This is a genomic window from Sulfuriroseicoccus oceanibius (genome assembly GCF_010681825.2).
GTDB classification, from domain to species: Bacteria; Verrucomicrobiota; Verrucomicrobiia; order Verrucomicrobiales; family SLCJ01; genus Sulfuriroseicoccus; species Sulfuriroseicoccus oceanibius.
This window is the reverse complement of the sequence record NZ_CP066776.1, coordinates 3,113,934-3,137,428: the sequence shown is the minus strand read 5'-3', so window position 1 is coordinate 3,137,428 and position 23,495 is coordinate 3,113,934. Positions and strand designations below refer to the sequence as shown.

The window sequence follows — 23,495 nt, the reverse complement described above, 5'->3', positions numbered from 1 at the left end:
CGCATGGTGTGTTCTTTTGAATGGACTACGCGGGGTGGCCGTGAGGCTTGGTGCGTGGCTTGCGGCAGTAGAGGCCGAAGATGGCGATGACGACGAAGCTCAGAAGCGGGAGATAGAACGATCCGCGGGTGGCGGTGGTTCCCATGAAGCTGTCCATATCCATGATGCCGCCTTGGATCCGCGGCATTAGTGCGCCGCCGACGATGGCGAAGATGAGACCGGCAGAGCCGAGTTTGGCGTCGGAGCCGAGCCCCTCCAGCGCGATGCCGTAGATGGTTGGGAACATGAGCGACATGCAGGCGGAAATCGCCATCAGCGAGTAGAGCCCTGCCATTCCCTCAAGGTGGATGGCTCCAAGCGTGCAGCCAATGGCGGCGATCGCCAGCACCATGAGCAATCTGCCCGGCGACACATACTTGAGGAAGAACGTGCAGATGAAGCGCGAGCAGAGGAAGACCACCATCGCAGCGATGTTGTGTTTTTGCGCGGTGGCTTTGTCGATCCCCAGTTCGGTTTCCGCGTATTGGATGATGAACGTCCAGCACATGATCTGTGCACCGACGTAGAAGGTTTGGGCGATGACCCCGCCAACGTAGCGAGGGTTGGCAAACAGTCGCTTGACCGTGTCATTGAAATGAAGCGAGTGATCGCCGGTCGGCGGGCAGGTGTTGGGCATCTTCGCGACAAAGAAGACCACCAGCATGCCAATCACCACGCAGCCGAGGATGGTGTACGGCAGTGCGACGATCTTGAGGTCGTGCTGCTGAAGCTCGGTATGGGTGAGGTTGTTGAAGGTGGCGACGGTTCCCTCCTTGTAATCGGTGAGGGCATTCCCCGCGACATCCTCAACGCCTGCGTCGAGGGTGGCGACATATTCTTTGACGACCGGATCGTTCGTGCGTTCGCGTGGTTCAGCTCTGAGGAACGGTAGGATGTAGAGATCCTGCGTTTTTTGCTCAGTTGTGGTCGGATGGGCTTCGGCGTAGTAGCCATTCACGTCGTTCTTGAAGTCCTCGACCTGGATGGTGGAGAGGATGACGGTCACGGCGACCGTCATGCCCGCGAGCGAGCCGATCGGGTTGAAGGCTTGCGCCAGGTTGAGGCGGCGGGTGGCGGTGGACGGATCGCCCATCGACAGGATGTACGGGTTGGCGGTGGTTTCCAGGAACGCCAAGCCAAAGGTCAGTACGTAGAGGCCGACAATGAATAGGTTGAAGTTCGCTCCGGCAGCGGCTGGGATCGACAGCAGCGCGCCAATCGCGTACAAGGCAAGACCCACCATGATCCCGGCTTTATAGGAATATCTTCGGATGAACAATGCGGCGGGAAGCGCCATCGTGGCGTAGCCGCCGTAGAATGCCATCTGCACCCAGCTGCTCTGGGCGTTGTTGATCACAAAGACGTCCTTGAAGACTGCGACCAACGGGTTGGTGATGTCATTGGCAAATCCCCACAGGGCAAAGAGCGACGTGACGAGGATGAAGGGGAGGAGGTATTTCTTCGGGACCACGGGAATCTTGTGATTGCTACAGACCGAGGCGGTGGCCTCCCCTTGGAACTTGTATTCCTTGGGTGGAGCGGGTTGGGTGTTTTGGTTGGACATGGGGGTGGGGGTGTTTTGGTCGGTTAGACCGGGGTGACGCCTTTTTTCAGAATGATATTGGCGTACTTCTGGGTGTCGCCGGTGGCGATGACGGCATGCGCATTGCGCACGCGTTCGTAGAACGCGAACCGTTCCATACGGGTGATGGTGGCGTTGCTGTGGCGGGAGAGTGCGTCCAGATAGGAGGCTTCCACCGCTGGGTTCAGCGAATCGCCGGGCACGGCGTCCATGGTGACGACGGGGTCGTCGGCGTAGCTGTCGATCTCAAACAAGGGCAAAATTGCCTCCAGAAGATCAGGAATCTGCAATCCGTCGGCGCGGATCACGCGGCCGTTAAACTGGTGCGCCGGAAAGTGGGCGTCTGCCAGGACGAGCTCTTCGCCGTGCCCCATGCGGTAGATGGTGGCCAGTAGTTCGGGCGAGAAGAGCGGTGAGATTCCTTTGAGCATCGGCGCATGATTGGGAATCACGCGGCGGAAATCGAGGAAAATCTACAACCTGTATGAAAGTTATTTCTTCGGCAGGTTGATTTGGTGTGTGGGAGCGGGCGGCCTAGGTGGGTTCCTTGGCTTGGGCTGGGGCTTCGGCAGCCTCCTTGGCCTGGAGTTCGGCGTGTTTTGCGCGCAGAATTTCGAGTTGCTCTCCTTCGATCTCCAGGACGTCGGTTTGATAGAGCATTTCGTAAACCAGCGAACTCGTGGCCGGTGCGGTTGGACTCTCCGGGGCTGGGTTCGACTGGTCGTAGCGGACCCAGCGGCTCATGGTGAAGTGGTTTTCCTTGAGATTTGGGTCTTCGGGAAGATCGAGCGTGATGATCCGGTGGTAGCTGACGCGGTCGAAGCGCTCCATCTTCATGTTTTGATGGCGGGTGGTGTCGATTGAGTAGGTGTAGCTCAAGCGGTCGCATGGGCGGCCGTGGGATTCGACTTTACCCATGTAAGTCGCGTAGCCGGCGATATCGTCCGGAGTCAGTGGATATTTGCGGCTGCTCATGGCCTTCGCATTGGCAGCGGGATCGAGTTTCCAACTTTCGCCCGGGCGGCGCGGGTGCTCCGGGCCCAGAGCCAGCGTTGTGGTGAGAGGCAGAGCCGGGTCTTCATCGCGGAGGCCGATGAGCTCGTCGAGGATGTTGGTGGCTTGCGCGTTTTCGAACTTCGTGCCGTCGGTGTTGGTGAATGCGACTTCGCCGCCTACCGATTCCGCAATGACCCAGCTGCCCTTTTCGAGCAGGGTGTCGGGTTGCTCCGCTTTTTTTCCATTATCGAACGAGCTCACTTCGAGACGTTCGATGCGAATCAGCAGCGAGGAAGGAATGCCGCCCGGGGTGACCTTGGTGACCAGTTGGTCGCCGATGAACCGGATGTGGGCGGCATTTGTGGTGGTCGTGGATTCTCCCGCCTCAGTGGCCTCTATCGCATGTTGGTTGATGCGCAGGGTGGTGTCCTCGTAAAAGGCATCGCCTTCGACATATGGGCGTGCCACCTCGATGACGTGGGCTTCGGCCGGAGCCGCAGGCTCTTCTGCTCCGACTGTCAGATGGGTGAGAGCGGCGAAGCCGACGAGAATCGATGGAATGCGCATGAGGGGGAGGAGGTTTTGGTGAAGCTTGGCGTACGGCGATTAATAATCGCGGTCCAAGAGATAGCGTCCGATGTGGTCGAGCGCGGTGCCTTTTTCTTTAAAGACGATCAGAGCGTCGAGTGCCTTGCGGGTCAGGCGGGCGGCTTCCTTCTTGGATTTCTCCATACCGTGGATGGCTGGGTAGGTGGCCTTGCCGGTAGCCGCGTCTTTGCCTGCGGTTTTGCCGAGTTTTTCCGACGACTGGGTGGCGTCGAGGATGTCGTCGATGATCTGGAATGCGAGCCCGGTGGCCTGACCGAACTCAGTGAGAGCTTCGAGCTCGCGCGTCGATGCGTTGGCTGCCATAGCGCCGAGGCGCAGCGACGTGGTGAGAAGTGCGGACGTCTTGGCCAAGTGGATCTGCTTGAGACGGGCGGCATTGACCTTGGATGGATCACCTTCGCATTCCAGATCGAGCACCTGGCCGCCGATCAGCCAGCGGCTGCCCGAGGTGTGGGCAAGTTCGCTCACCATGGCGGCGGTGCTGTAGTTTTCCGTGCCCGGATGCTGGGCGATGAGTTCAAAGGCGAGCGCCGCCAGTGCGTCGCCTGCGAGCAATGCGTTCGCTTCGCCATAGACCACGTGGCAGGTCGGCACGCCGCGGCGCATGTCGTCGTCGTCCATGCATGGCAGGTCGTCGTGGATTAGCGAGTAGGTGTGGATGCACTCGACGGCACAGGCTGGAAGCAGGGCATCTTCGATCTTGCCGCCGCAAGCCTCGGCCGCAGCCAATGCCAGGATCGGGCGCAGGCGCTTGCCGCCGGCAAACATGGAGTGGCGCATCGCTTCGTGCAAAACCGCCGGTGACGTGCGCTTGGTTGGGAGGTTCTTGTTCAAGGCCTGCTCCACTTTGCGGGTGTGGGATGCCAGGTAGTCTTTGAGGTTAAATGCTGATGCGCTCATGCTGGAGTGTTTGATCCGTTAGTCCGCTGGTCGGCGGTGAAAGTCGTGGGAGCTTAGCGTTCCACCGGCGAATGCTCAACGGTGAATATCGGCTATCGCCCGAGCGACAGGTGGTGTGCGTTGTGTTGCGCAGAGGAGCGACACAGGCTAGAGAATGGTAGCTTATACCAACGATTATGCAGAATTCACCCGTCACCACCGATGCTTCCCAGTCCTTGATGTCCGGAGTTGCCGGCGATGCGACGATTGCCGCGATTGCTTCGCCGGTCGGGCGTGGTGCGGTTTCGTTGATCCGTGTGTCGGGGGCGGACGCGTTTGGTGTGGTGGACAAAGTGTGGCGTGGGGCGCAATCGGTGGCGGAGATTCCGGCGCGGCGCGCGACGCTCGGGCGGATTGTGCGGGCGGATGGTAGCGAGACCTTGATCGACCAAGTGTTGCTGACACGTTTCGACGGGCCGGCGAGCTTTACGGGCGAGAATGTGGTGGAAATTGCCGGGCACGGCGGTGTTTTGGTGACCCAGCGGTTACTAGAGGCTCTTTTGGAGGCGGGGGCGAAGGCCGCGGGGCCTGGTGAGTTTTCACAGCGGGCATTCGTGAATGGAAAGCTGGACCTGACGCAGGCGGAGGCCGTGATGGATCTGATTGAAGCGCAGACGGATCTCGCGTTGCGTGCGGCGCACCAACAACTCGACGGTGGCTTGGGAAGTCGGATCACCGCCATGCAGGATGACCTGCTCGGTGTGTTGGCTCATGTCGAAGCCTATATTGATTTCCCGGACGAAGACATCGACCCCGATACGCGCTCGGCATTGATTTCTCGGATCGACCGATTGCGTGACACGACCTCCGGTCTGCTTGAGACGCACGAGCGCGGACGGATTCTGCGTCACGGCTTGCGCTTGGTTTTCGCTGGTGCCCCGAATGTAGGAAAGTCGAGTTTGCTCAACGTACTGCTGGGCTACGATCGTGCGATCGTGAGTGATGTGGCGGGCACGACGCGCGACACCGTGGAAGAGGTGGTCAACCTGGGCGGTGTGCCGGTGCGCTTGATCGACACCGCAGGCCTGCGCAGCAGTGGCGATGAAATCGAGCACGAAGGGATTCAGCGCACCGGCAAGGCATTGGCATCGGCCGATCTCGTGGTCGAGTTGCTCGACGGAAGCGTGCCGCTCTCAGAGCAGGAGCGCGTGCAGGTGCCCGAGAGTGTGAAGCATCATCTCGTCGCGTTGAACAAATCCGACTTGGGCGTGGCTGATGGATGGGACGCATTCGGCGAGGATGCCGTGCGGATTTCCTGCACTGAGGTGGACGGTGTTGAACCATTGATCGCGGCGATCAAGCGCGAGGTCACCACCAGTGCGTCGGCATTGGACGCAACTCCGGTTGCGATCAACGCCCGCCACCGCGACTGCTTGCAGTTGGTCTCATCCGAGCTGGCGAGTGCCCGTGCGCTCATCGATCTAGGCGAAGAACCCGAGTTCGTCGCCGAGCATTTGCGCGCCGCGTTGAACGCAGCGGGCGAGGTGGTCGGGAAGCTCGATGCCGAGGACGTGCTCGGCAAAATCTTCTCGTCGTTCTGTATCGGCAAGTAGCCTAGAGCCGGTGGCTGGCTGAGCGGCCGGCGAGTGATTTAGAGCTCCACGTCATTGTAGCGCAGGAAGTCTTCCAGCGTTTCGTTGCGCGGAGCGCCGTGCTTCAGCGCCTCTCGGTAGTGCTCAAGCGAGCGCACCGGATCGGCGTAGCCAGGTTTGGACAAAAGCACTGCCAGGTTACGATGTGCTTCGGCGTAAGTATTGCGCAGCTTGATCGCTTTGGTGAACGCGCGGTCGGAGTCGGCGAAGAGCTTCTGTTCCATGGCGACGACGCCGAGTAGGTTGAGCGCGCTGTGCTGGGATGGATCGAGTTCCAAACTGCGGGTGAGCGAGGCGGCGGACTGCTTGTGCTCGCCGAGCTTCCATTGGGCGAGTCCACGCATGTAATGAGGGAAGGGGTCGGTGTCGTCCATGTGGATGGCTTCTTCGAACTGAGCGGCAGATTCCTGATAGTCGCCGTTTTTGAGGAGGCAGACGCCGAGGTTGCAGCGCATGCGGACGTCGTTTGGTTCGGCTTCCACGATGAGCTGGTAGGTGCGGGCCGCGGAATCAAACTTACCACTGGAGAAATCCTGGGCGGCAGAGTGGGACATGCTTTCCACTTGCTCGCGGAAGTAGTCGTCTGCGAGTGCCATTTCCGGGCTCTTCATGCTCTCGTCCAGAGCGGCCTGCGCATCCGGGTCATTGAGCTGCGAGCCTGCCTCGGCGCCGCCGAAGTACGCGCCGCTGAGTCCGCTGCGTCGACCCGCGGCTTGAATGTACGGGTCGTTGATCTTTTCGAGCTGGGCAGGAGTGACGACGTCTTTGCCCTCCATGCGGTCGAGCAGGCGCATCAGTGAACGTGAGCCGATCTCCAAGCGGGCGAGTTCGGTTTGGATCAAACGCTTGGTGCGGGTTCTCCAAGCCTGGGCTTGCAACTGGTTGCGCACGATCTGCCGCAGCGTTTTGTTCTCCTCGATGAGTGCATCGTTGTCGAGCGACGGTGCGGCCTCGGCGAGCTGGGTTTCGGTCAGGGCCAACCGTTTGCGCAGCGAGTCGATCTCGGATTTGAACGCGACATTTTCATCGCGCACGGACTGCAGGTCTTTTTCCAGAGACGCGACCTGGGTGCGGAGCCGGTCGATTTCCTTCTTGTTGATTTCCTCGTTGTTGGCAGCGCTTTCCTTGAGCTTGGCAATTTGTTCCAGCGCATCCTTGAGTTCTTTCTCGAGTTCTTGTTTGCGCAGCGCGGTGGCTTTGTTGACTGCGTCCTGATTGCCGGCCTTGAGGAGAACGACGAGTTCGTCGCGTTCGCGGGTGATGCTGGCGACTTCGCCACGCAACCCGGTGATGACTTGGTTCGCCTCGGCGAGTTTGGTGGTGAGCTCGGTGACCATGGCTGCGGTTTTGGCCTCACGCTGGCGTGACTCGGTGAGCTGGCCTTCGAGTTTGGCGACTTGGTGTTGCAGGTCGGCGAGCTGCTTTTTGTACTTTTGCTCGACCTTGCTTACCGCGGCCTCGGCGTCGGTGACCTTGCGCTGGGCTTCGAGTGACTGGTTGATCTTCGACTCCTCGGCAGCGGCGAGTTTGCTCTGCATCTCGGCGAGCTCTTGCTTCTTCTGGTTCAACTCGTACTCGGCGAGTTTGCGGGCGTCTCGCGATTTCGCGATGATCGCCTGCATGTTGGTCTTCTCCTTGGTCGAGTCGACGACCATCTTTTCCAAGGTTTGAATGCGCTGGCGCAGGTTGGCCTCCATTTCATTGCGCTGGCGGCTGGGCTGTCGACGGTTGTTGGTCGGTGGGCGCACGCCGGTGGTGGATGGCACGGCTCGGCGGTTGTCGGCAGTGGTCGGGCGTTGCGCTTGGCGACCCTCGTCTGCGTTGGGTTTAGCTGCTTCGGCCAGGTTGCGCTGGAAATTATCCTGCTCGGATTTGTCCATCGCGTTGGCGATCTCATTCATCTTGCGACGGATGCTGACGCGACGGTGGGAGATGATGTTGGGTTTCCAGGTCGGGTGTTGGTTGGCGATCTGGTCGTAAATCAATGTGGCGCGGCGGTATTCACCGTAGGCTTCGAACAAATTGCCGTCGGCTTCGAACTTCTCCGCATTCTGCAAACGCATGAACGCGCCAAGGAAAAGCTGCCCCGGATCTTCCTGACGCTGGGCACTGGCATTGCCGGTGGTTCCAATCCACGCGATGATCAGCGCAAAAGCGACGGCTGCCAGTGAGCGAATGAATGTGGAGTGGGGAAATGATCGGACTGGGGGCATGGTCGATGAACGATTGGCTTGGCTGGATCGTTGGCTTCCAATTCGTTGGAAATGAGAGCCGGCGATCTGGGTGTCGCGGTCGGCAATGTGCGGGGATGGTGGCGATTCGTCAAGCAAGGCGTTGCTGCTGGCAGGAATTGCCGCACGGAGCCAAGCAATCCCGCGTGCGAGCTGGAGAGCGGGTGTCTGTCTGGTGCGATCTTGTGCCAGATCCTGCTTTCCATCACAGGAACGATGAGGCACGGTGCGCCCAAGTTTCAGCTCATCATGCCCGTGAAGAATTCCAGCTATGCCCATGCACCGGCTTCCCTTCCTTTGGGGAAGGTGCCATTTGTTGCGATCGATTTCGAAGCGGCGGGTGCTGCACGCGGGATGACGGATGCCCCGGTCCAGATTGGCATGGCGTCGATGCTGGGAAGCGAGATCGACACCGAGAGCTTCTTCCGATCGTTCATTAAACCCGGACATGAAGTGGCGTGGACCGCGCAACGCGTGCACGGGATCGGGCCGGAGACCGTAGAGGATGCTCCGATGCTCGGGGAACTGTGGCCGGAGTTGCAGCGGCGACTCGGCGGCGCGGTGGTCGTGGCTCATGGAGCTCCCACTGAAAAACGTTACCTGCGTGCGTTCCCCGGTCACGGGTTCGGTCCGTGGGTGGATACGCTGTGGCTGGCGCGCAAGGTGTTGCCGGATGCCGAGAGTCACCGGTTGGGGGACTTGGTCCAGCTTTTGGGGATGGAAGACGAGCTGTCGCGGATGTGCCCAGGGTTGAAATGGCACGACGCGCTTTACGACGCGGTGGCATCGTTGCTAATTTTGCAGGCCGTGATCGCTGAACCTGGAATGGCCGATCAACCACTGTCGTGCATTTGCCCTGAGTTGGCATAGATCCAGTGGACAAGAGCCACACCGAGTGACGCTATCCGCGGAACCTCAACACCATTCTAACCTCCTCCTATGATCCACCGACTCCTTTCTCCGGTGCTGGCCGCATGCGTGCTGGCTGTGCCGGCTGCCGCCGAATCGTTGAACCAAGCTGCAGCCGAGCAATTGATTGCCAATGCAGCGGACGCCCAAATGGCGAAAGTGAAAGCCGAGCGCAAGGCTGAGTTCGATGCCAAGCGAGTGACTCTCGGCGATTTGGTGATGCGCTACGAGTACAAGACATTCGGCGAGGAGCCTGCCGGCGGGCACAGTCTTTACATTTCGCTGCACGGTGGTGGTGGCGCGCCTGCTCCGGTGAACGACCGGCAGTGGCAGAATCAGATCGATCTGTACCAGCCGGAGGAGGGGATTTATGTCGCGCCACGGGCGCCGACCAACACGTGGGACCTGTGGCACCAGTCGCACATTGACCCGATGTTCGACCAGCTGATTGAGGATTTTGTGGCGTTCAAAGGAGTGAACCCAGAGAGGGTTTATATCCTTGGCTATTCCGCCGGTGGCGACGGACTCTACCAGTTGGCTCCACGCATGGCGGACCGTTGGGCCGGGGCGGCAATGATGGCCGGTCATCCGGGCGACGCCAAGCCGGACAATTTGCTCAACTTGCCATTCATCATCCAATGTGGCGGTAAGGACGTGGCCTACGAGCGCCACCTGCGCACCGCCGAGTGGGGAGAAATGCTCGATAAGTTGGAGCAAGAGAACCCAGGCTTCTTCCCGCACGAGTGCATTGTTTATCCCGACTTCGGGCACTGGATGAACTTGGAGTGCAAACGCGCACTGCCATGGATGGCGGAGAATTCCCGCAAGACGTGGCCGAAGCGCCTGAACTGGTACCAGGACAATGTCACACACACACGCTTCGCCTGGCTTGCCAATGAGACACCGGAGCCCGGCGACCTGGTGAAAGCGAAAGTCGAGGGGCAGACCATCACGTTGGAGTCCGAAAACGTGGACAAGGTGACCTTGCGGCTGAGCGATGCGTTGGTTGATCTGGATCAGGATGTTGTGGTGAAGAATGGTGCCGGCGAGGTGTTGTTCAAGGGGGCGGTCGAGCGCACCAAGGACGCGATTCTGGAGTCGCTCAATGAGCGCATGGATCCGACGTCAGTCGCCACCGCTCTGCTTGAGGTCGAGATCAAGTAGCCAATCGCTCTGATGCGAACTTGATGGACGAGACGCGGATTTGCCGCCATCTTTCCTCAATCGGGGCTGGCACGGGCAGGGATTCCCATCTATGGGTGATGCCGGATGCCGCTCCGGGCAGGCCATTTTTGATTCGACCCCATCACTCATGAGTTATCGCTGCGTTATCTTCGACTTCGACGGAACGATCGCGGATACCATGCCCGAAACTCTGGTGATTCTGAACACACTCTCTGAGGAGTATGGGTTCAAAAAACTGAGCCACGACGATCTGCTCAAGGCCAAGCAGATGAATCTGGTCCAGTTCATCAAGTTCCTCGAAGTGCCGGCTTGGCGGGTGCCGCAGTTGCTGACCCGTGGCAAGCGCATGCTCACCGAGCGCATCGAGTCGATTGCTCCATTCGACGGGATCCGCGACGCCCTGGATGTGATCAACGCCAACACAGAACACATCGGGATTTTGACGTCGAACTCGACCGAGAATGTCGATCGGTTCAACCGCGTCCACGATCTGCACCACTTCGATTTTGTCAGCTCGGCGAGTAAGCTGCTCGGCAAGGCGAAGTACATCCGCGCGATCTTGAAAACCTACTCGCTCAGTCACGACGAGGTGTTGTTCGTCGGCGACGAGTTGCGCGACATCGAGGCCGCGCATGAGGCGGAGGTTCCCGTTGCTGCGGTTTCCTGGGGCTTCAATGCGGCCAGCCTTCTCGAAGGCGCCATGCCCGACTACCTTTTCCACTCCCCACAGGAGATGGCGGATTTCTTCGCCGGGCAGGGGAAGTGAGGAGATGCTTCGTGCTCGCCGGGACGTGACCTAAGTAGTAATGTACGCCTATGGCTCATTTGGGTGAACTACGCAAAGCTGCAGAAGATCTGACTCTTGAGGAGCGGGCTGAACTCGCTGCTTTCTTGCTCGGATCTCTGGGGGAGGTTCATCACAGTGTCGATGACGATGAGGCAGGTCGCCGTGCAAATGAACTCGACGAGGGCTCCGTTCGGGGGCTTTCCCGCGAGGAATTTAGCCGTGCTTGTGGGCATTGACTGAGGCCGAGTCACGATGGACTGCATATTTCACCCTCTCGCTGTGCGGGATGCCCGGCAAATCGAGGCGGGGTACGCGGAGATCTCGCAGGATCTCGCCGATCGTTTTTGGGAGGAGTTGAACCAAGAGCTGGACGAGCTGATTCAGTATCCCGAGCGGCAGTATTTCGATCCTTCCGGTTTCAGAAGGCGCAATTTGAGGAGATTTCCCGTCCACGTTTTGTTTGAGATCCGCGCTGATCTCGTGCGGGTAGTGGTCATCAGACACCATCAGCGAGATCCTAACTATGGGATGCGAAGGAAATAGCCCCGTCCTACTCTCTACTGGCTACCCGCTACTTCGAGAAAAAAAAACTCCGGACAACCGGCGTGATGGCCGATTGCCCGGAGCTTTGTGAATTTGCTCTGTCGCTATCGCTTACAGCAAGCTGGCTGCAGCGGTGTCGACGAAGAAGCGTGCGTCCGGATGCTCCTGAAGGAACGATGCGGAGACCTGGTCGGAGATTGGTCCCTGGACGGCTTCTTTGGTGATCGCTGCTTTCTTTTCGCCCCACGACATGAGGACGATCTTCTTGGCGTCGAGGATGGTGCCGCAGCCCATGGTGATGGCGGAGGTTGGCACGTTGTCGATTCCGTCGAAGGCAGGAGCGGCGTCCTGACGGGTGATCTCATCGAGGTGGATGGCGCGGGTGCGCGAGTCTTTCGGCGAGCCTGGCTCGTTGAAGCCGATGTGACCGGTACGGCCAATTCCGAGGATCTGGAAGTCGATGCCACCAGCGGCGACGATGGCTTTCTCGTACTCATCGCAGTGTGCTGGCACGTCTGCTTCAGCGACGGTTCCCGATGGCAGGTTCACGTTTTCCGCTGGGATGTCGATGTGGTTGAAAAGGTTCTCGTGCATGAAGTGCCAGTAGCTCTCCTTGTGCTCACGTGGCAGGCCCGAGTATTCGTCGAGGTTGAAGGTGACGACATTGGCGAAGCTGAGTCCCTCTTCTTTGTGGAGGCGGATCAGCTCGGCGTAGAATGGAAGCGGTGTGCTGCCGGTTGCGAGTCCGAGCACGGCGGTCTTGCCTTCTGCAGCGCGGGACTTGATCAGTTCGGCAAACTCAGCGGCAAGCGCTTTGGCTGCGGCTTCCGGAGATTCGAATACGGTGACTGGTGTCTTGTTGAGAGTGGAATCGGACATGATACGGAAACCATGCACCGATATGGCAATCCGTCATCTGGGAAATTTGCCGTATTGCGCCTGCTTCCTCTTGCGCGGGCAGGGGATTCGATTGACCGTTGCGCCATGAAACGAGTGAGCTTCAGCGACCCCGACTTTTCTTCGTTCCGCGCAGAGTTTGACCGCCGTGAGGACGCCAGCGATGACGTCCGCCAGGCGGTGGCAGATATTTTGGCGACGGTGCGCCGCGACGGTGATGCCGCCTTGGTAGCTTATGCCAAAAAGTTTGATGGTGCCGATCTCGACGTGAATGGGCTCCTCGTGACCGATGAAGAAATCGCCGAGGCCCGTGCCGCGGTCGATGACGAGTTGAAGCAAGCCGTTGCCGCGTCGCTGGAAAACGTGACCGCGTTCGCACAGGCCAGCATGCGTAAAGGCTGGGAGACCACCAACGCACAGGGTGTGGTCTGCGGTGAAATGTTCCACCCACTCGATCGCGTCGGCGTGTACGTTCCGGGCGGCACCGCGCCATTGGTTTCCACCGCGTTGATGACTGCCGCGATCGGCAAAGCGGTCGGTGTGCCTGAAATCGTCGTCGCTACGCCATGCGGACCGGATGGTAAGATCAATCCGGCGCTGCTCTATGCGGTGGTGGAATCCGGAGCAACCCAGATCTTGCGTGTCGGCGGAGCTCACGGGATCGCCGCGATGACCTACGGCACCGAGTCCGTGGCGCCTGTCGCCAAGTTGTTTGGGCCGGGTAACAAGTTCGTGGTTGAGGCCAAGCGTCAGGTCTTTGGCACGGTGGGTGTGGATTTGATCCCCGGGCCGAGTGAAGTCCTGATTTTGGCCGACGAATCCTGCAAGCCTGAGTTCGTGGCGGCTGATTTGTTGGCCCAGGCCGAGCACGGCAAAGAGAGCATCGTCGTTCTCGTCTCGCCGTCGGCTAATGTGCTCGACTCCGTGGAGGAAGCGCTGAATGTCCAGCGCAAGACATTGTCTCGCCAAGGGCCGATCGACCACGTGATCGCCAACGGGATGATCTTCGTGCAGACGGAGAACCTCGATCAAGCGATCGACATGGTGAATGATTTCGCGCCGGAGCACCTCTCACTGGTGGTTGAGGGCGCGGATGAATTGCTCGACCGGATCCGCACGACCGGTGCGATCTATGTGGGCAACCACTCGCCGGTCGCTGTCGGTGACTTCCTGGCTGGGCCTAGCCACACGCTCCCGACCGGTGGGTCCGGCAAAGCGTTCCCCGGCATCACTGCCGATATGTTCCAGCGCCGCACGAGCTATGTGAAGTGCACGCCGGAAAGCGTCGCCGCCTCCGAGCCGTACGTCAGCACCTTCGCCCGAGTCGAAGGTCTCGACGCCCACGGTGAGTCTGTCTCGATCCGCGTGCGCTAGCCGCAACAGAGCGAGCACTCTGATTCTCGATAGGTCCTATGAGTCTCATAGGACCTATTTTGCATTGATGGGCGGGAGCTAATGCTGTTGTAGTCGCGGGATGTTCGCTGTCCGTTTCTTGGTTTCCTCGCTTGTTGTCGTCTTGGCTTCGAGCTGCGCTGGTCTCAAGCCGGTTGAGGTATCGTCGCTGGCTGATGTGGACAAATCTGCTTATGGCCCGCGACAGGTGGAGCGCTTTGAGAAAGCGAAGGCTGATTACCAGGCGGTACTTGCAAAGAAGACTCCGACCTATGCCCAGATGGGGGGGGCTCTGTTCGATGGCGGCACCACCGGCTACGAGGGCGATGGCTACACTTTGGTAATCTGGTCCAGATTGCAGGGCCGGGAGGATGGGCTGTGGGTGAAGACGGGGCCGAGTATCACGCTGCATCGCCAGATCACCGGGGGGCGTGAGATTGAATGCAGTGATTTGAGTCTTATTAAGCCAACGACCCGCCCTTCGGAATGAAGTGTCGAGCGGCTTTGAGCTGTAGTCGGCCCGCTTGTGCCTGAAAACTGCCAACTAGCACACTAGCAAATTTCCCTAGTCCTTCTGATAAACCCGTACCCAGTCGACTTCCATCCCTGACGGGTAGTCTTTCGGGTCGCCTTTGCCGACCCAGTTGCCGCCGATTTGCATTGAGAGGATGAGGTAGAACGGTTGGTCGAATGGCCACTGCTTGGCACCCTTTTCTGCAACGCGGGGGTAGGTGTGGGTGGGCTTGCCGTTGACGGTGAACACGATCTTGTCTCTGTCCCATTCGGCGCCGTAGGTATTCCATCCGTCGCGGTTGATCTTGGCGGTGGCGGACTTCGGCGGGGTGTTGGTTTTGTCGATTTTGACGGTGTATTCCGAGTGGACGGTCTGGTGGACGAAGTCGTCGAAGTTGAGGTGCTCCATCAGATCGATTTCCCCGTTGCCAGGCCAGCCGCCATCGCGTCCGAGCATCCACAAAGCAGGCCACGCGCCTTGTGAGGATTTGAACCGTGCGCGGATCTGAATCTTGCCGTACTGGAAGTCGAACTTGCCTTTGCTATCGACTCCGGCGGTATGAAAAGGCGCAGGGTCTTTGCTGGTGTCTTTGTTGACCACTCCCATGAGAAGGAGAGCCCCCCGCCTGACCCTCAGAAGCCGAGGGTCTTCGACCATTGTGTTTTTCCAATCGGCTCCACCACGCTTACAGCGCGACCACTTGGTTGTATCGAGTTGGTTGCCGTTGAACTCGTCGTGCCAGATGAGTTTCCATCCGGCCGGTGCGGGTGGTGGGTTGTCAGCCATAGCCACGGACGTAGCTGCGTAAAGTAACGCGGAAATTCGGGCAAGGAGTCGGAGCATGGGCGCGGGGTACGGGTGGCCTGTGTGATAAGTTTCGTCCGGATTACGAAAAATCTCTACAAATTGGCTAAGGATTGCTCATGCTGCGTGTCATCGGGATGAACCACGCTTATCCCCGTATGGCCATAGCCATGACAGCCCCTCCCTCCATCCTGCCTCTGAACGAGGTCGAGTCCGCCGCCACGAAATCGGCAGGCGCGTCTTCGCGGCGACGCATGCTCGAGCAATTGTTCCGCGACGAAGAGTCCGCGCTGCTGCGGTTTGCCTATGGAATTGTGCATCGGCGCGAGGTGGCGGAGGAGCTGGTTCAGGATGGTTTTATCCAGCTCTTTCGCCACGCGGCTGAGGTCGAGAACCCGCGAGCTTGGCTCTACCGGGCGGTTCGCAATTTGGCGCTCAACTATCTGCGGAAACACAAGCGGGAGTCGCTGTGGGACGACATGGAGGATGAAGGGCCTGTCGGCGAGAGCAATGGCCAACCGGACGAGGAAGTCGAGAGGATGGAGCGCGTCGGGTTGATGCGGATGTGTGTGGCCGGGTTGCCGGAGGGAGAACGTACGATGTTGAAGATGAAATTTGAAGATGGCTGCAGTTACAAGGAGATCGCCGAGCGGTTGCAGCTCAGTGTGGGGAATGTGGGCTACAAGCTGCACCATGTAATCAAGCGGTTGGCCACCGAGATGAATCAGATCAAAGAGAGGGGGGCGAAATGACCAAGGATACGAACATTTTCAATGACGGAGCCATGGATGCGAATGCGCACGAGGAAGCCCGTATCGTTGCCATGTTGCTGGGCGAGGCCTCGGATTTTGAAAAGGCAGAGCTCGAGGGCTTGATTGCTACCCGCCCGGATCTTCAAGCGTTCTGCGATGAAATGGCAGCGCTGTTGCCGGACGTGCGGGCGGCCCATGGCCATTCGGGTCCGACGGCTGACTTGTCGGTGAATGATGATGAGCTGTGGGAGTTGTCCAAGGAGCGCCGGGCGTCTGTGCGTGCTGCGTTGGCAGAAGTTGAGGATGAGGGGCGCGCCGATGAAACTTCCCCGGTGGTTGTGAGATCGAAGCACTGGCCTGGCCGGCGTCAGATGCGGCGTAATCTTCAGGTAGCGGCAGCGGTTGCGTTGTTTGGTGGTGTGGCTGCGGTTTCGCTAGGGGTTTGGGTGAATGGTCGGCGGCCGGTAGACGTGGCTGGAGTTTCACCGGAACTGGTCAGGGAGGATAGCGCGCCGAAGGAGCTGACTGTGAAGGTTGCTAGTCGAAAGCCGGAGGCTGTGGCTGTGGCGAAGATGGAAAACGGCGCGAACGATCGTTTGCCGGCGCCGTGGGGTGGGGTGGCCGTTGTGGCCAGTCGGAACGGTGTGGATGCGGCGGCAGATGGTGGGGTCGGCGAGGCTGCCGAAATCGAACTTGCGATGCTTGACGATAATGCACGTTCCACCGGACGGGAGTTCGAAGACGTGGTGGCTTTGCGTGACGCCGAGCGGTCGATGGCGTGGCAGCGTAGCCGGAGCAATGACCGGCGGGCGAATGCTCCGGCAAAGGCTGGGGCCCTCGGTGACGAGATTCAGTCCGGCAATATCGGAAGGCAGCTTGATCCAGAGAGGAAGCCTATGCTCTTGGCCGAGGGCCTGGAGACGCCAAGTGCGCTTCCGATTGTCGGTCTTTCGGTGGGGGAGGATAAATCGGCACCTGCTCTACCTGCTCCGAGCGTCGCCTCCGAACCCACGGGACCAGCGCCGCAAGGCGCGCCTGCGAAAATGAAGGATGGCGCTCTGTTGGGAGGGAGGGCGCTAGAGGTCGCCGCTGAACCTGAGATCGACCAGTGGGAAGAACAAACTTTCGATGAGTCCATCGAGGTGGCAGATGTCGAGTCGGAGCCCGAGGTGCAGGAGATGGAGGTCTTTTCCCGAAAGACGGATCGGTTGTTGGGTGACCGTCTTGCAAGTGATGCGCCAGTCTCCCGTTTTGGTTTCGATGGAAGTGATGCGTCTTTCTGGTCGGTCGCAGCCTCGTTGGCTGGCGGTAAGTGGCCGGCCCCCGAAATGGTGCACCCCGAGCAGTTCATCCGTGCGTTGACCCACGCGGATCCTGCGCCACCTCTGGATCGCAATGTGCGTTGCGTCGTCGATCAGGTGAGTCATCCAGTCATGGTTGACCGGGTTTTGATCCGGATCGATGTCCGCGCGCTGGGTTATACAGCGCCCCGTGACGGTGAGGTGCAGGTCACGTGGAATCCAGAGCGGGTTGAGCGCTATCGGTTGACCGCCTCAAAGCGAGCTCAGCGAGCGGTTGACTCGGAGGGGGCTGTGTCAGCGTCAGGGAAAGATAAGCCGATGGCTGCCATCGGGCTGTACCACGTGAAGCTGCGAGATGAAGGGGAAGGTAACCTCGGTGAGGTTTCTGTGCGCTTGATCGATCCTCGGACTGGTGAGATCGAACAGAAACGTTGGCAGATTGATTACGAGTCTGGTCCTCAGCCATTGGCCGATGCGGATGTATTTATGCAAATGGTGAGCGTGGCGGGAATCTTTGCAGAAGCATTGCAAAAGGATTCGGCGGAGGCTGTGGAGGATTTGCGCGCGATTCAGCCCGTCGTCGCGGACTTGGTGGTTGAGCGCCCGGGTGATCAAAGGGTCGCGGCATTGCGTGCCGCGGTCGACAATGCCTGTCGGGTGGTAGAGCTCCTCATAAGTACAACCGATCCCTCTGAGTGACTGAGCTGCCAAGCCAACGGCGGTTCGATTGGGGGGGGCTGTCGGGTGTGGGCGGACAGGTCGGGGGGGGGCAGTAACCCAAATTTTAAGTGAATATTCGGACTGTCGTACGTTGCTGGATTTCAGCGGGTTGAGGGGTGGGCGCAGGGTGTGAATATGCGAATAATTCACACCTTCCGCCTCAAAATGAGTTGCGGGGACTTTGGGCGTGCGTATACTTCAAGCCCGGCCGGAACGAGCCGGACGCGAACGACGCGAAGTCGATCGCCTGCTGCTTCAACGAGAGTTGAGCGAAGGTGGTCGTTTTTTTATGTCCGAGCGTGTGAGATCTTTTGAAAAGTTGGATTCGTGCTGGCCGGAGAGTGTCAGTATGAATTGGAGAAGAAAAGGCTAAAATGTGTACTGTGCGGTGACAAGTTTATCGCACGGGTCTGGCAAGTGGCTGTGGAGCTGCTTGATCGGACTGAAAACTTTTTGGCAATACGCCAATACCAATTTCTTTATGGAGAGTTTGATTCTGGCTCAGAACGAACGCTGGCGGCGTGGATAAGACATGCAAGTCGAACGGGGGATGTGATTAGCTTGCTAAATGCATTCCTAGTGGCGAACGGGTGCGTAACACGTGAGTAATATGCCTCGAAGAGCGGGATAGCCCAGCGAAAGTTGGATTAATACCGCATGTGGCGGAGATGGGATTCCATTTCTTGCTAAAGGTAGGGACCTTCGGGCCTGCCGCTTCGAGATTGGCTCGCGGCCTATCAGTTTGTTGGTGGGGTAATGGCCTACCAAGACAACGACGGGTAGCCGGTCTGAGAGGATGTCCGGCCACACTGGAACTGAGACACGGTCCAGACACCTACGGGTGGCAGCAGTCGAGAATCATGCACAATGGGCGAAAGCCTGATGCTGCAACGCCGCGTGGAGGATGAAGGCCCTAGGGTCGTAAACTCCTGTCACCAATGAGTATGGGTATTATGTTTAATAGATGTAGTATTTGATAGTAATTGGAGAGGAAGGGACGGCTAACTTCGTGCCAGCAGCCGCGGTAATACGAAGGTCCCAAGCGTTGTTCGGAATCACTGGGCGTAAAGCGTATGTAGGCGGCGTGGAAAGTCAGGTGTGAAAGCCCGGGGCTCAACCTCGGAACTGCACCCGATACTCCCACGCTAGAGTAATGGAGGGGAGTCTGGAATTCACGGTGTAGCAGTGAAATGCGTGGATATCGTGAGGAACACTAGTGGCGAAGGCGAGACTCTGGACATTTACTGACGCTGAGATACGAAGGCTAGGGGAGCGAACAGGATTAGATACCCTGGTAGTCCTAGCAGTAAACGGTGCTCGCTTGGTGTGAGAGGATTCGACCCCTTTCGTGCCGGAGCTAACGCGTTAAGCGAGCCGCCTGGGGAGTACGGTCGCAAGACTAAAACTCAAAGAAATTGACGGGGACCCGCACAAGCGGTGGAGTATGTGGCTTAATTCGATGCAACGCGAAGAACCTTACCTGGGCTTGACATGCCGTCGTAGGTCTGTGAAAGCAGACTGTCAATTCGGTTGGACGTGCACAGGTGCTGCATGGCCGTCGTCAGCTCGTGTCGTGAGATGTTGGGTTAAGTCCCGCAACGAGCGCAACCCCTGTGATTAGTTGCCAGCACGTAATGGTGGGGACTCTAGTCAGACTGCCCAGATCAACTGGGAGGAAGGTGGGGACGACGTCAGGTCAGTATGGCCCTTATGCCCAGGGCCGCACACGTACTACAATGCTCAGTACAATGAGAACCGATACCGCGAGGTGGAGGAAATCTACAAAACTGGGCTCAGTTCGGATTGTAGGCTGCAACTCGCCTACATGAAGCTGGAATCGCTAGTAACGGCGCATCAGCTACGGCGCCGTGAATACGTTCCCGGGTCTTGTACACACCGCCCGTCACATCATGGAAGCCGACCGCACCCGAAGTATCGCAACTCGGTCCTAAGGTGTAGTTGGTAACTGGGATGAAGTCGTAACAAGGTAGCCGTAGGGGAACCTGCGGCTGGATCACCTCCTTTCTAAGGAGTAATTTGACCGGTCCGTCTCACGGAAATATCCGGCAAATAGGTCGACGCCTAAGTGCTGCTTGCAGCATAAGTTTGGAAACAAGCTGGCGCAGTCAGGGAAGAAATGAACTGACAACTCACAACCTTGAGTGCGTTTGGAATCGCGCAGTGCACATTTTAGTCTTTACTTCTCCTTCCACAAAAACCGTTTTCCAACGGGGGTATAGCTCAGTTGGTAGAGCGCCAGCTTTGCAAGCTGGATGTCTGGGGTTCGAATCCCCATGCCTCCACCAACGTCTTCAAGTAGCGAGTAGGAAGTAGGGAGTAGGAAGGGAAACCTTGCTACTAGCTGCCAGCTACTGGCTACGCCAAATGAAGGGCCTGTAGCTCAGTTGGTTAGAGCGCGCGCTTGATAAGCGTGAGGTCACAGGTTCAAGTCCTGTCTGGCCCACCATTTATTGAGACGTTGTTGGTTTGAGTGGAACGATGGTGATCCAAAAGAGATGGTTCTTTGATATCTGTATGCAGGATAAAAAGTAATATAGAAATACAATTTCATTGTGTGACAATGATTTCTATCCTGACGTCTAGTAGAAATACTAACAACGGCAAATTTTGTAATGATCCTCCCTTGAGGGGGTGAGTTACTTACTGATCTAAATCAAGAGAACAAGTATATAAGGGCATGCAGTGGATGCCTTGGTACCAACAGGCGATGAAGGACGTGATAAGCTGCGATAAGCCTCGGAGAGCTGCAAATAAGCTTTGATCCGTGGATTTCCGAATGGGGTAACCTGACTGAGTTAATACTCAGTCGTCTCTTGCTGAATACATAGGCAAGAGGTCGCAATACCCGGTGAAGTGAAACATCTCAGTAACCGGAGGAAAAGAAAGAGAATCGATTCCGTAAGTAGTGGCGAGCGAAAGCGGAAGAGCCCAAACCAGGAGCTTGCTCCTGGGGTTGTAGGACTCCGATGTGGGATTTCTGAAGATAGATTAAGCATCTGGAAAGTTGCGTCATAGAGGGTGATAGCCCCGTGATCGAAATCTGAAGAGACCCTAGGATGTTCCTGAGTAGCACGACACACGTGAAACGTTGTGTGAATCTGCGCGGACCACCGCGTAAGGCTAAATACTAGTTGGTGACCGATAGTGAACAAGTACCGTGAGGGAAAGGTGAAAAGAACCGCTGCGAGCGGAGTGAAATAGAACCTGAAACCGCATGCCTACAAGGTGTCAGAGCCTCTTTATGGGGTGATGGCGTGCCTTTTGCTTAATGAGTCTGCGAGTCAGTGCCAGTGGCGAGCTTAAGTCCTTCCGGGACGGAGGCGTAGCGAAAGCGAGTCTGAATAGGGCGACATAGTCGCTGGCGCTGGACCCGAAGCCGAGGTGACCTACCCATGGCCAGGTTGAAGCTGCAGTAAAATGCAGTGGAGGACCGAACCGATGTGTGTTGAAAAACGCTCGGATGAGCTGTGGGTCGGAGTGAAAGGCTAATCAAACCCGGTGATAGCTGGTTCTCCCCGAAATGCATTTAGGTGCAGCGTTGTGTGCTGACCCACGGGGGTAGAGCACTGAATGAGCTAGGGGCCATACCCGGTTACCAAACTCAATCAAACTCCGAATACCGTGGGGTGAAACACAGCAGTGAGTCTATGGGGGATAAGCTTCATAGTCGAAAGGGAAACAACCCAGATCAGCAGCTAAGGTGCCCAAATACCGCTCAGTGGAAAGGATGTGAGATTTCTTTGACAGTGAGGATGTTGGCTTAGAAGCAGCCACCATTTAAACAGTGCGTAACAGCTGACTCATCGAGAGATCTTGCGCCTAAAATAATTGGCGATCAAGCGGTATACCGAAGCTCTGGATGCTCTTTATAGAGTGTGGTAGGGGAGCGTTCCCAACAGCATTGAAGCCCGATGGCGACTGACGGTGGAGTGTTGGGAAGTGAGTATGCAGACATGAGTAACGATAAGACGGGTGAAATCCCCGTCCGCCGTAAACCCAAGGTTTCCTGGGCAACGTTTTTCGTCCCAGGGTTAGTCGGGACCTAAGCCGAGGCCGATAGGCGTAGGCGATGGATAGCTGGTTAATATTCCAGCACCTCCGAACCTTAATCCGCGAGGACGCGGGTGGTGACTGATAATGCCGATTGAAAGTGGCAGAGGGGAAGCTTCGGCTGAACCTACCTTCATGATCCAACCGCCTAGAAAAGTCGCGGGGTACGCTAAGGAGCCCGTACCGTAAACCGACACAGGTGGGTGAGTTGAGTATACTAAGGCGTAAGAGTGAAATCTGGTTAAGGAACTCGGCAAATTGACCCCGTAACTTCGGGATAAGGGGTGCCCCTTTATTGGGGGCCGCAGTGAACCGGGCCAACCGACTGTTTAGCAAAAACACAGCATTGTGCTAAGACGAAAGTCGACGTATACGATGTGACACGTGACCAATGCCAAAAGATTACGGTAAGGTGTTAGCTTTCGAGCGAAGCTCCGAGCCCAAGTCCTGGTGAATGTCGGCCGTAACTATAACGGTCCTAAGGTAGCGAAATTCCTTGTCGGGTAAGTTCCGACCTGCACGAATCGTGCAACGAGTTGGCCGCTGTCTCAACCAGATGCTCAGTGAAATTGTAATGACGGTGAAGATGCCGTCTACCCGCAGAAAGACGGAAAGACCCTATGCACCTTAACTGTACGCTGTTATTGATTTTTCGGTTTCAATGCTCAGCATAAGTGGGAGGCTTTGAAACATATCTTTAGGGATATGTGGAGCCGCCAGTGAGATACCACCCTTTGGTATTGGAAAATCTAACCTCTGACCTTGAATCAGGTAGGGGAACAATGGCAGCCGGTCAGTTTTACTGGGGCGGTATCCTCCTAAAGAGTAACGGAGGAGCGCGAAGGTTGGCTCAGCGCAGTTGGCAATTGCGTTTCGAGTGCATTGGCATAAGCCAGCCTAACTGTGAGACCCACAAGTCGAGCAGATACGAAAGTAGGTCAAAGTGATCCGGTGGTTGAATGTGGAATTGCCATCGCTCAACGGATAAAAGGTACGCTAGGGATAACAGGCTGATTTCGCCCAAGAGTTCATATCGACGGCGAAGTTTGGCACCTCGATGTCGGCTCGTCGCATCCTGGGGCTGGAGAAGGTCCCAAGGGTCCGGCTGTTCGCCGGTTAAAGCGGCACGCGAGCTGGGTTCAGAACGTCGCGAGACAGTTCGGTCCTCTATCTTCTGTGGGCGTAGGAAAATTGAAGGGTTCAAACTCTAGTACGAGAGGACCGAGTTTGACGCACCTCTGGTGCTCCAGTTGTTCTGTCAAGGGCATTGCTGGGCAGCTAAGTGCGGAAAGGATAAGCGCTGAAAGCATCTAAGCGCCAAGCCCCTCCTAAGACTAATTTTCCCTGAAGGATCGTGGTAGACCACCACGTTGATAGGTTACGGGTGTAAGCATGGCAACATGTTCAGCTTAGTAATACTAATCATCCGTTCGACTTGTTCTTCTTGTTTAGATTGGTTTTATTTCTCTAAACGAACGTCAGGAATGACGGGAATCGAAAGACACAAGATTGTGTTTCTTATTACCTCTTCTGCATACAGATATCAGTGAATCACCCCAACGAGGTTCACTCACACGTCAGCTCAGATTGAGTTGTTCGCGTAGATCTTTTTTCATCGAGTTCTGAAACCAG

General features: G+C 57.5%; 17 protein-coding genes, 2 tRNA genes and 2 rRNA genes. 14 read left to right on the top strand and 7 right to left on the bottom strand.

What is annotated here, in order from left to right; translation table 11 throughout:
* Window positions 1–25 precede the first annotated feature (25 nt).
* From G3M56_RS12680 to G3M56_RS12665, 4 genes are all read right to left on the bottom strand, one after another.
* The gene (locus tag G3M56_RS12680) at window positions 26–1,603 is read right to left on the bottom strand and encodes an MFS transporter (protein WP_164365131.1); all 1,578 of its coding nucleotides are present in this window, start codon (window positions 1,601–1,603) and stop codon (window positions 26–28) included.
* 23 nt (window positions 1,604–1,626) lie between these two features.
* Window positions 1,627–2,052 carry an L-fucose mutarotase gene (gene fucU / locus G3M56_RS12675; protein ID WP_164365130.1) on the bottom strand — a complete coding sequence of 142 codons (426 nt, stop codon included), beginning with the start codon at window positions 2,050–2,052 and terminating at the stop codon, window positions 1,627–1,629.
* Between the two features lie 103 nt (window positions 2,053–2,155).
* Window positions 2,156–3,184 (bottom strand): hypothetical protein, encoded by a 1,029-nt coding sequence (locus tag G3M56_RS12670; RefSeq protein WP_164365129.1) that lies wholly within the window; start codon window positions 3,182–3,184, stop codon window positions 2,156–2,158.
* Window positions 3,185–3,223: 39 nt separating this feature from the next.
* A complete protein-coding gene (locus tag G3M56_RS12665) occupies window positions 3,224–4,126 on the bottom strand; it encodes a polyprenyl synthetase family protein (protein ID WP_164365128.1) in 903 nt (300 codons plus the stop codon).
* Window positions 4,127–4,302: 176 nt separating this feature from the next.
* Here G3M56_RS12665 and mnmE point away from each other — a divergent pair, with 176 nt between their 5' ends.
* Window positions 4,303–5,718: a tRNA uridine-5-carboxymethylaminomethyl(34) synthesis GTPase MnmE gene (gene mnmE, locus G3M56_RS12660; RefSeq protein WP_235203447.1), complete on the top strand. Its 1,416-nt coding sequence runs from the start codon at window positions 4,303–4,305 to the stop codon at window positions 5,716–5,718.
* 38 nt (window positions 5,719–5,756) lie between these two features.
* On the opposite strand, the gene G3M56_RS12655 is transcribed toward mnmE, so the two are convergent.
* A complete protein-coding gene (locus tag G3M56_RS12655) occupies window positions 5,757–7,970 on the bottom strand; it encodes a tetratricopeptide repeat protein (RefSeq protein WP_164365127.1) in 2,214 nt (737 codons plus the stop codon).
* A 267-nt stretch (window positions 7,971–8,237) separates the two neighbouring features.
* On the opposite strand from G3M56_RS12655, the gene G3M56_RS12650 reads away from it, so the two are divergent.
* The 5 genes from G3M56_RS12650 (at window position 8,238) to G3M56_RS14285 (ending at window position 11,412) form a co-directional block, all read left to right on the top strand.
* Window positions 8,238–8,858 (top strand): 3'-5' exonuclease, encoded by a 621-nt coding sequence (locus G3M56_RS12650; protein WP_164365126.1) that lies wholly within the window; start codon window positions 8,238–8,240, stop codon window positions 8,856–8,858.
* Window positions 8,859–8,927: 69 nt separating this feature from the next.
* Window positions 8,928–10,061 carry an alpha/beta hydrolase gene (locus G3M56_RS12645; protein ID WP_164365125.1) on the top strand — a complete coding sequence of 378 codons (1,134 nt, stop codon included), beginning with the start codon at window positions 8,928–8,930 and terminating at the stop codon, window positions 10,059–10,061.
* A 148-nt stretch (window positions 10,062–10,209) separates the two neighbouring features.
* Window positions 10,210–10,848, top strand: a complete 639-nt coding sequence (locus G3M56_RS12640; RefSeq protein ID WP_164365124.1) for an HAD-IA family hydrolase — start codon at window positions 10,210–10,212, stop codon at window positions 10,846–10,848.
* 50 nt (window positions 10,849–10,898) lie between these two features.
* Window positions 10,899–11,105, top strand: coding sequence for an addiction module protein (locus G3M56_RS12635; protein WP_164365123.1), 207 nt, complete (start codon window positions 10,899–10,901; stop codon window positions 11,103–11,105).
* A 16-nt stretch (window positions 11,106–11,121) separates the two neighbouring features.
* Complete coding sequence (locus tag G3M56_RS14285) at window positions 11,122–11,412, top strand: type II toxin-antitoxin system RelE/ParE family toxin (protein ID WP_343231068.1); 291 nt, start codon at window positions 11,122–11,124, stop codon at window positions 11,410–11,412.
* Between the two features lie 111 nt (window positions 11,413–11,523).
* Here G3M56_RS14285 and nagB read toward each other — a convergent pair whose 3' ends face one another.
* On the bottom strand, window positions 11,524–12,291 hold the full coding sequence (nagB, locus tag G3M56_RS12630) for a glucosamine-6-phosphate deaminase (protein ID WP_164365121.1): 768 nt from the start codon (window positions 12,289–12,291) through the stop codon (window positions 11,524–11,526).
* Window positions 12,292–12,396: 105 nt separating this feature from the next.
* Between nagB and hisD the strand changes: the two genes are divergently transcribed.
* Complete coding sequence (gene hisD, locus G3M56_RS12625; RefSeq protein WP_164365120.1) at window positions 12,397–13,683, top strand: histidinol dehydrogenase; 1,287 nt, start codon at window positions 12,397–12,399, stop codon at window positions 13,681–13,683.
* Between the two features lie 100 nt (window positions 13,684–13,783).
* Window positions 13,784–14,191 (top strand): hypothetical protein, encoded by a 408-nt coding sequence (locus G3M56_RS12620; RefSeq protein ID WP_164365119.1) that lies wholly within the window; start codon window positions 13,784–13,786, stop codon window positions 14,189–14,191.
* A gap of 75 nt (window positions 14,192–14,266) precedes the next feature.
* Here the strand turns inward: G3M56_RS12620 and G3M56_RS12615 are convergent, their stop codons facing one another.
* Complete coding sequence (locus tag G3M56_RS12615) at window positions 14,267–15,058, bottom strand: glycoside hydrolase family 16 protein (RefSeq protein ID WP_164365118.1); 792 nt, start codon at window positions 15,056–15,058, stop codon at window positions 14,267–14,269.
* 131 nt (window positions 15,059–15,189) lie between these two features.
* Between G3M56_RS12615 and G3M56_RS12610 the strand changes: the two genes are divergently transcribed.
* The 6 genes from G3M56_RS12610 (at window position 15,190) to G3M56_RS12585 (ending at window position 23,306) form a co-directional block, all read left to right on the top strand.
* A complete protein-coding gene (locus G3M56_RS12610; protein WP_164365117.1) occupies window positions 15,190–15,771 on the top strand; it encodes an RNA polymerase sigma factor in 582 nt (193 codons plus the stop codon).
* Complete coding sequence (locus tag G3M56_RS12605) at window positions 15,768–17,771, top strand: hypothetical protein (protein WP_164365116.1); 2,004 nt, start codon at window positions 15,768–15,770, stop codon at window positions 17,769–17,771. Before G3M56_RS12610 ends, G3M56_RS12605 begins: the two co-directional genes overlap by 4 nt.
* A 499-nt stretch (window positions 17,772–18,270) precedes the next feature.
* Window positions 18,271–19,817: ribosomal RNA gene (locus tag G3M56_RS12600) — 16S ribosomal RNA — on the top strand.
* Between the two features lie 205 nt (window positions 19,818–20,022).
* A tRNA-Ala gene (locus tag G3M56_RS12595) sits at window positions 20,023–20,098 on the top strand.
* A gap of 84 nt (window positions 20,099–20,182) precedes the next feature.
* Window positions 20,183–20,259, top strand: a tRNA-Ile gene (locus G3M56_RS12590).
* Between the two features lie 213 nt (window positions 20,260–20,472).
* Window positions 20,473–23,306: ribosomal RNA gene (locus G3M56_RS12585) — 23S ribosomal RNA — on the top strand.
* The 16S and 23S rRNA genes sit together here with 2 tRNA genes alongside, the layout of an rRNA operon.
* The last annotated feature ends 189 nt before the right edge of the window (window positions 23,307–23,495 follow it).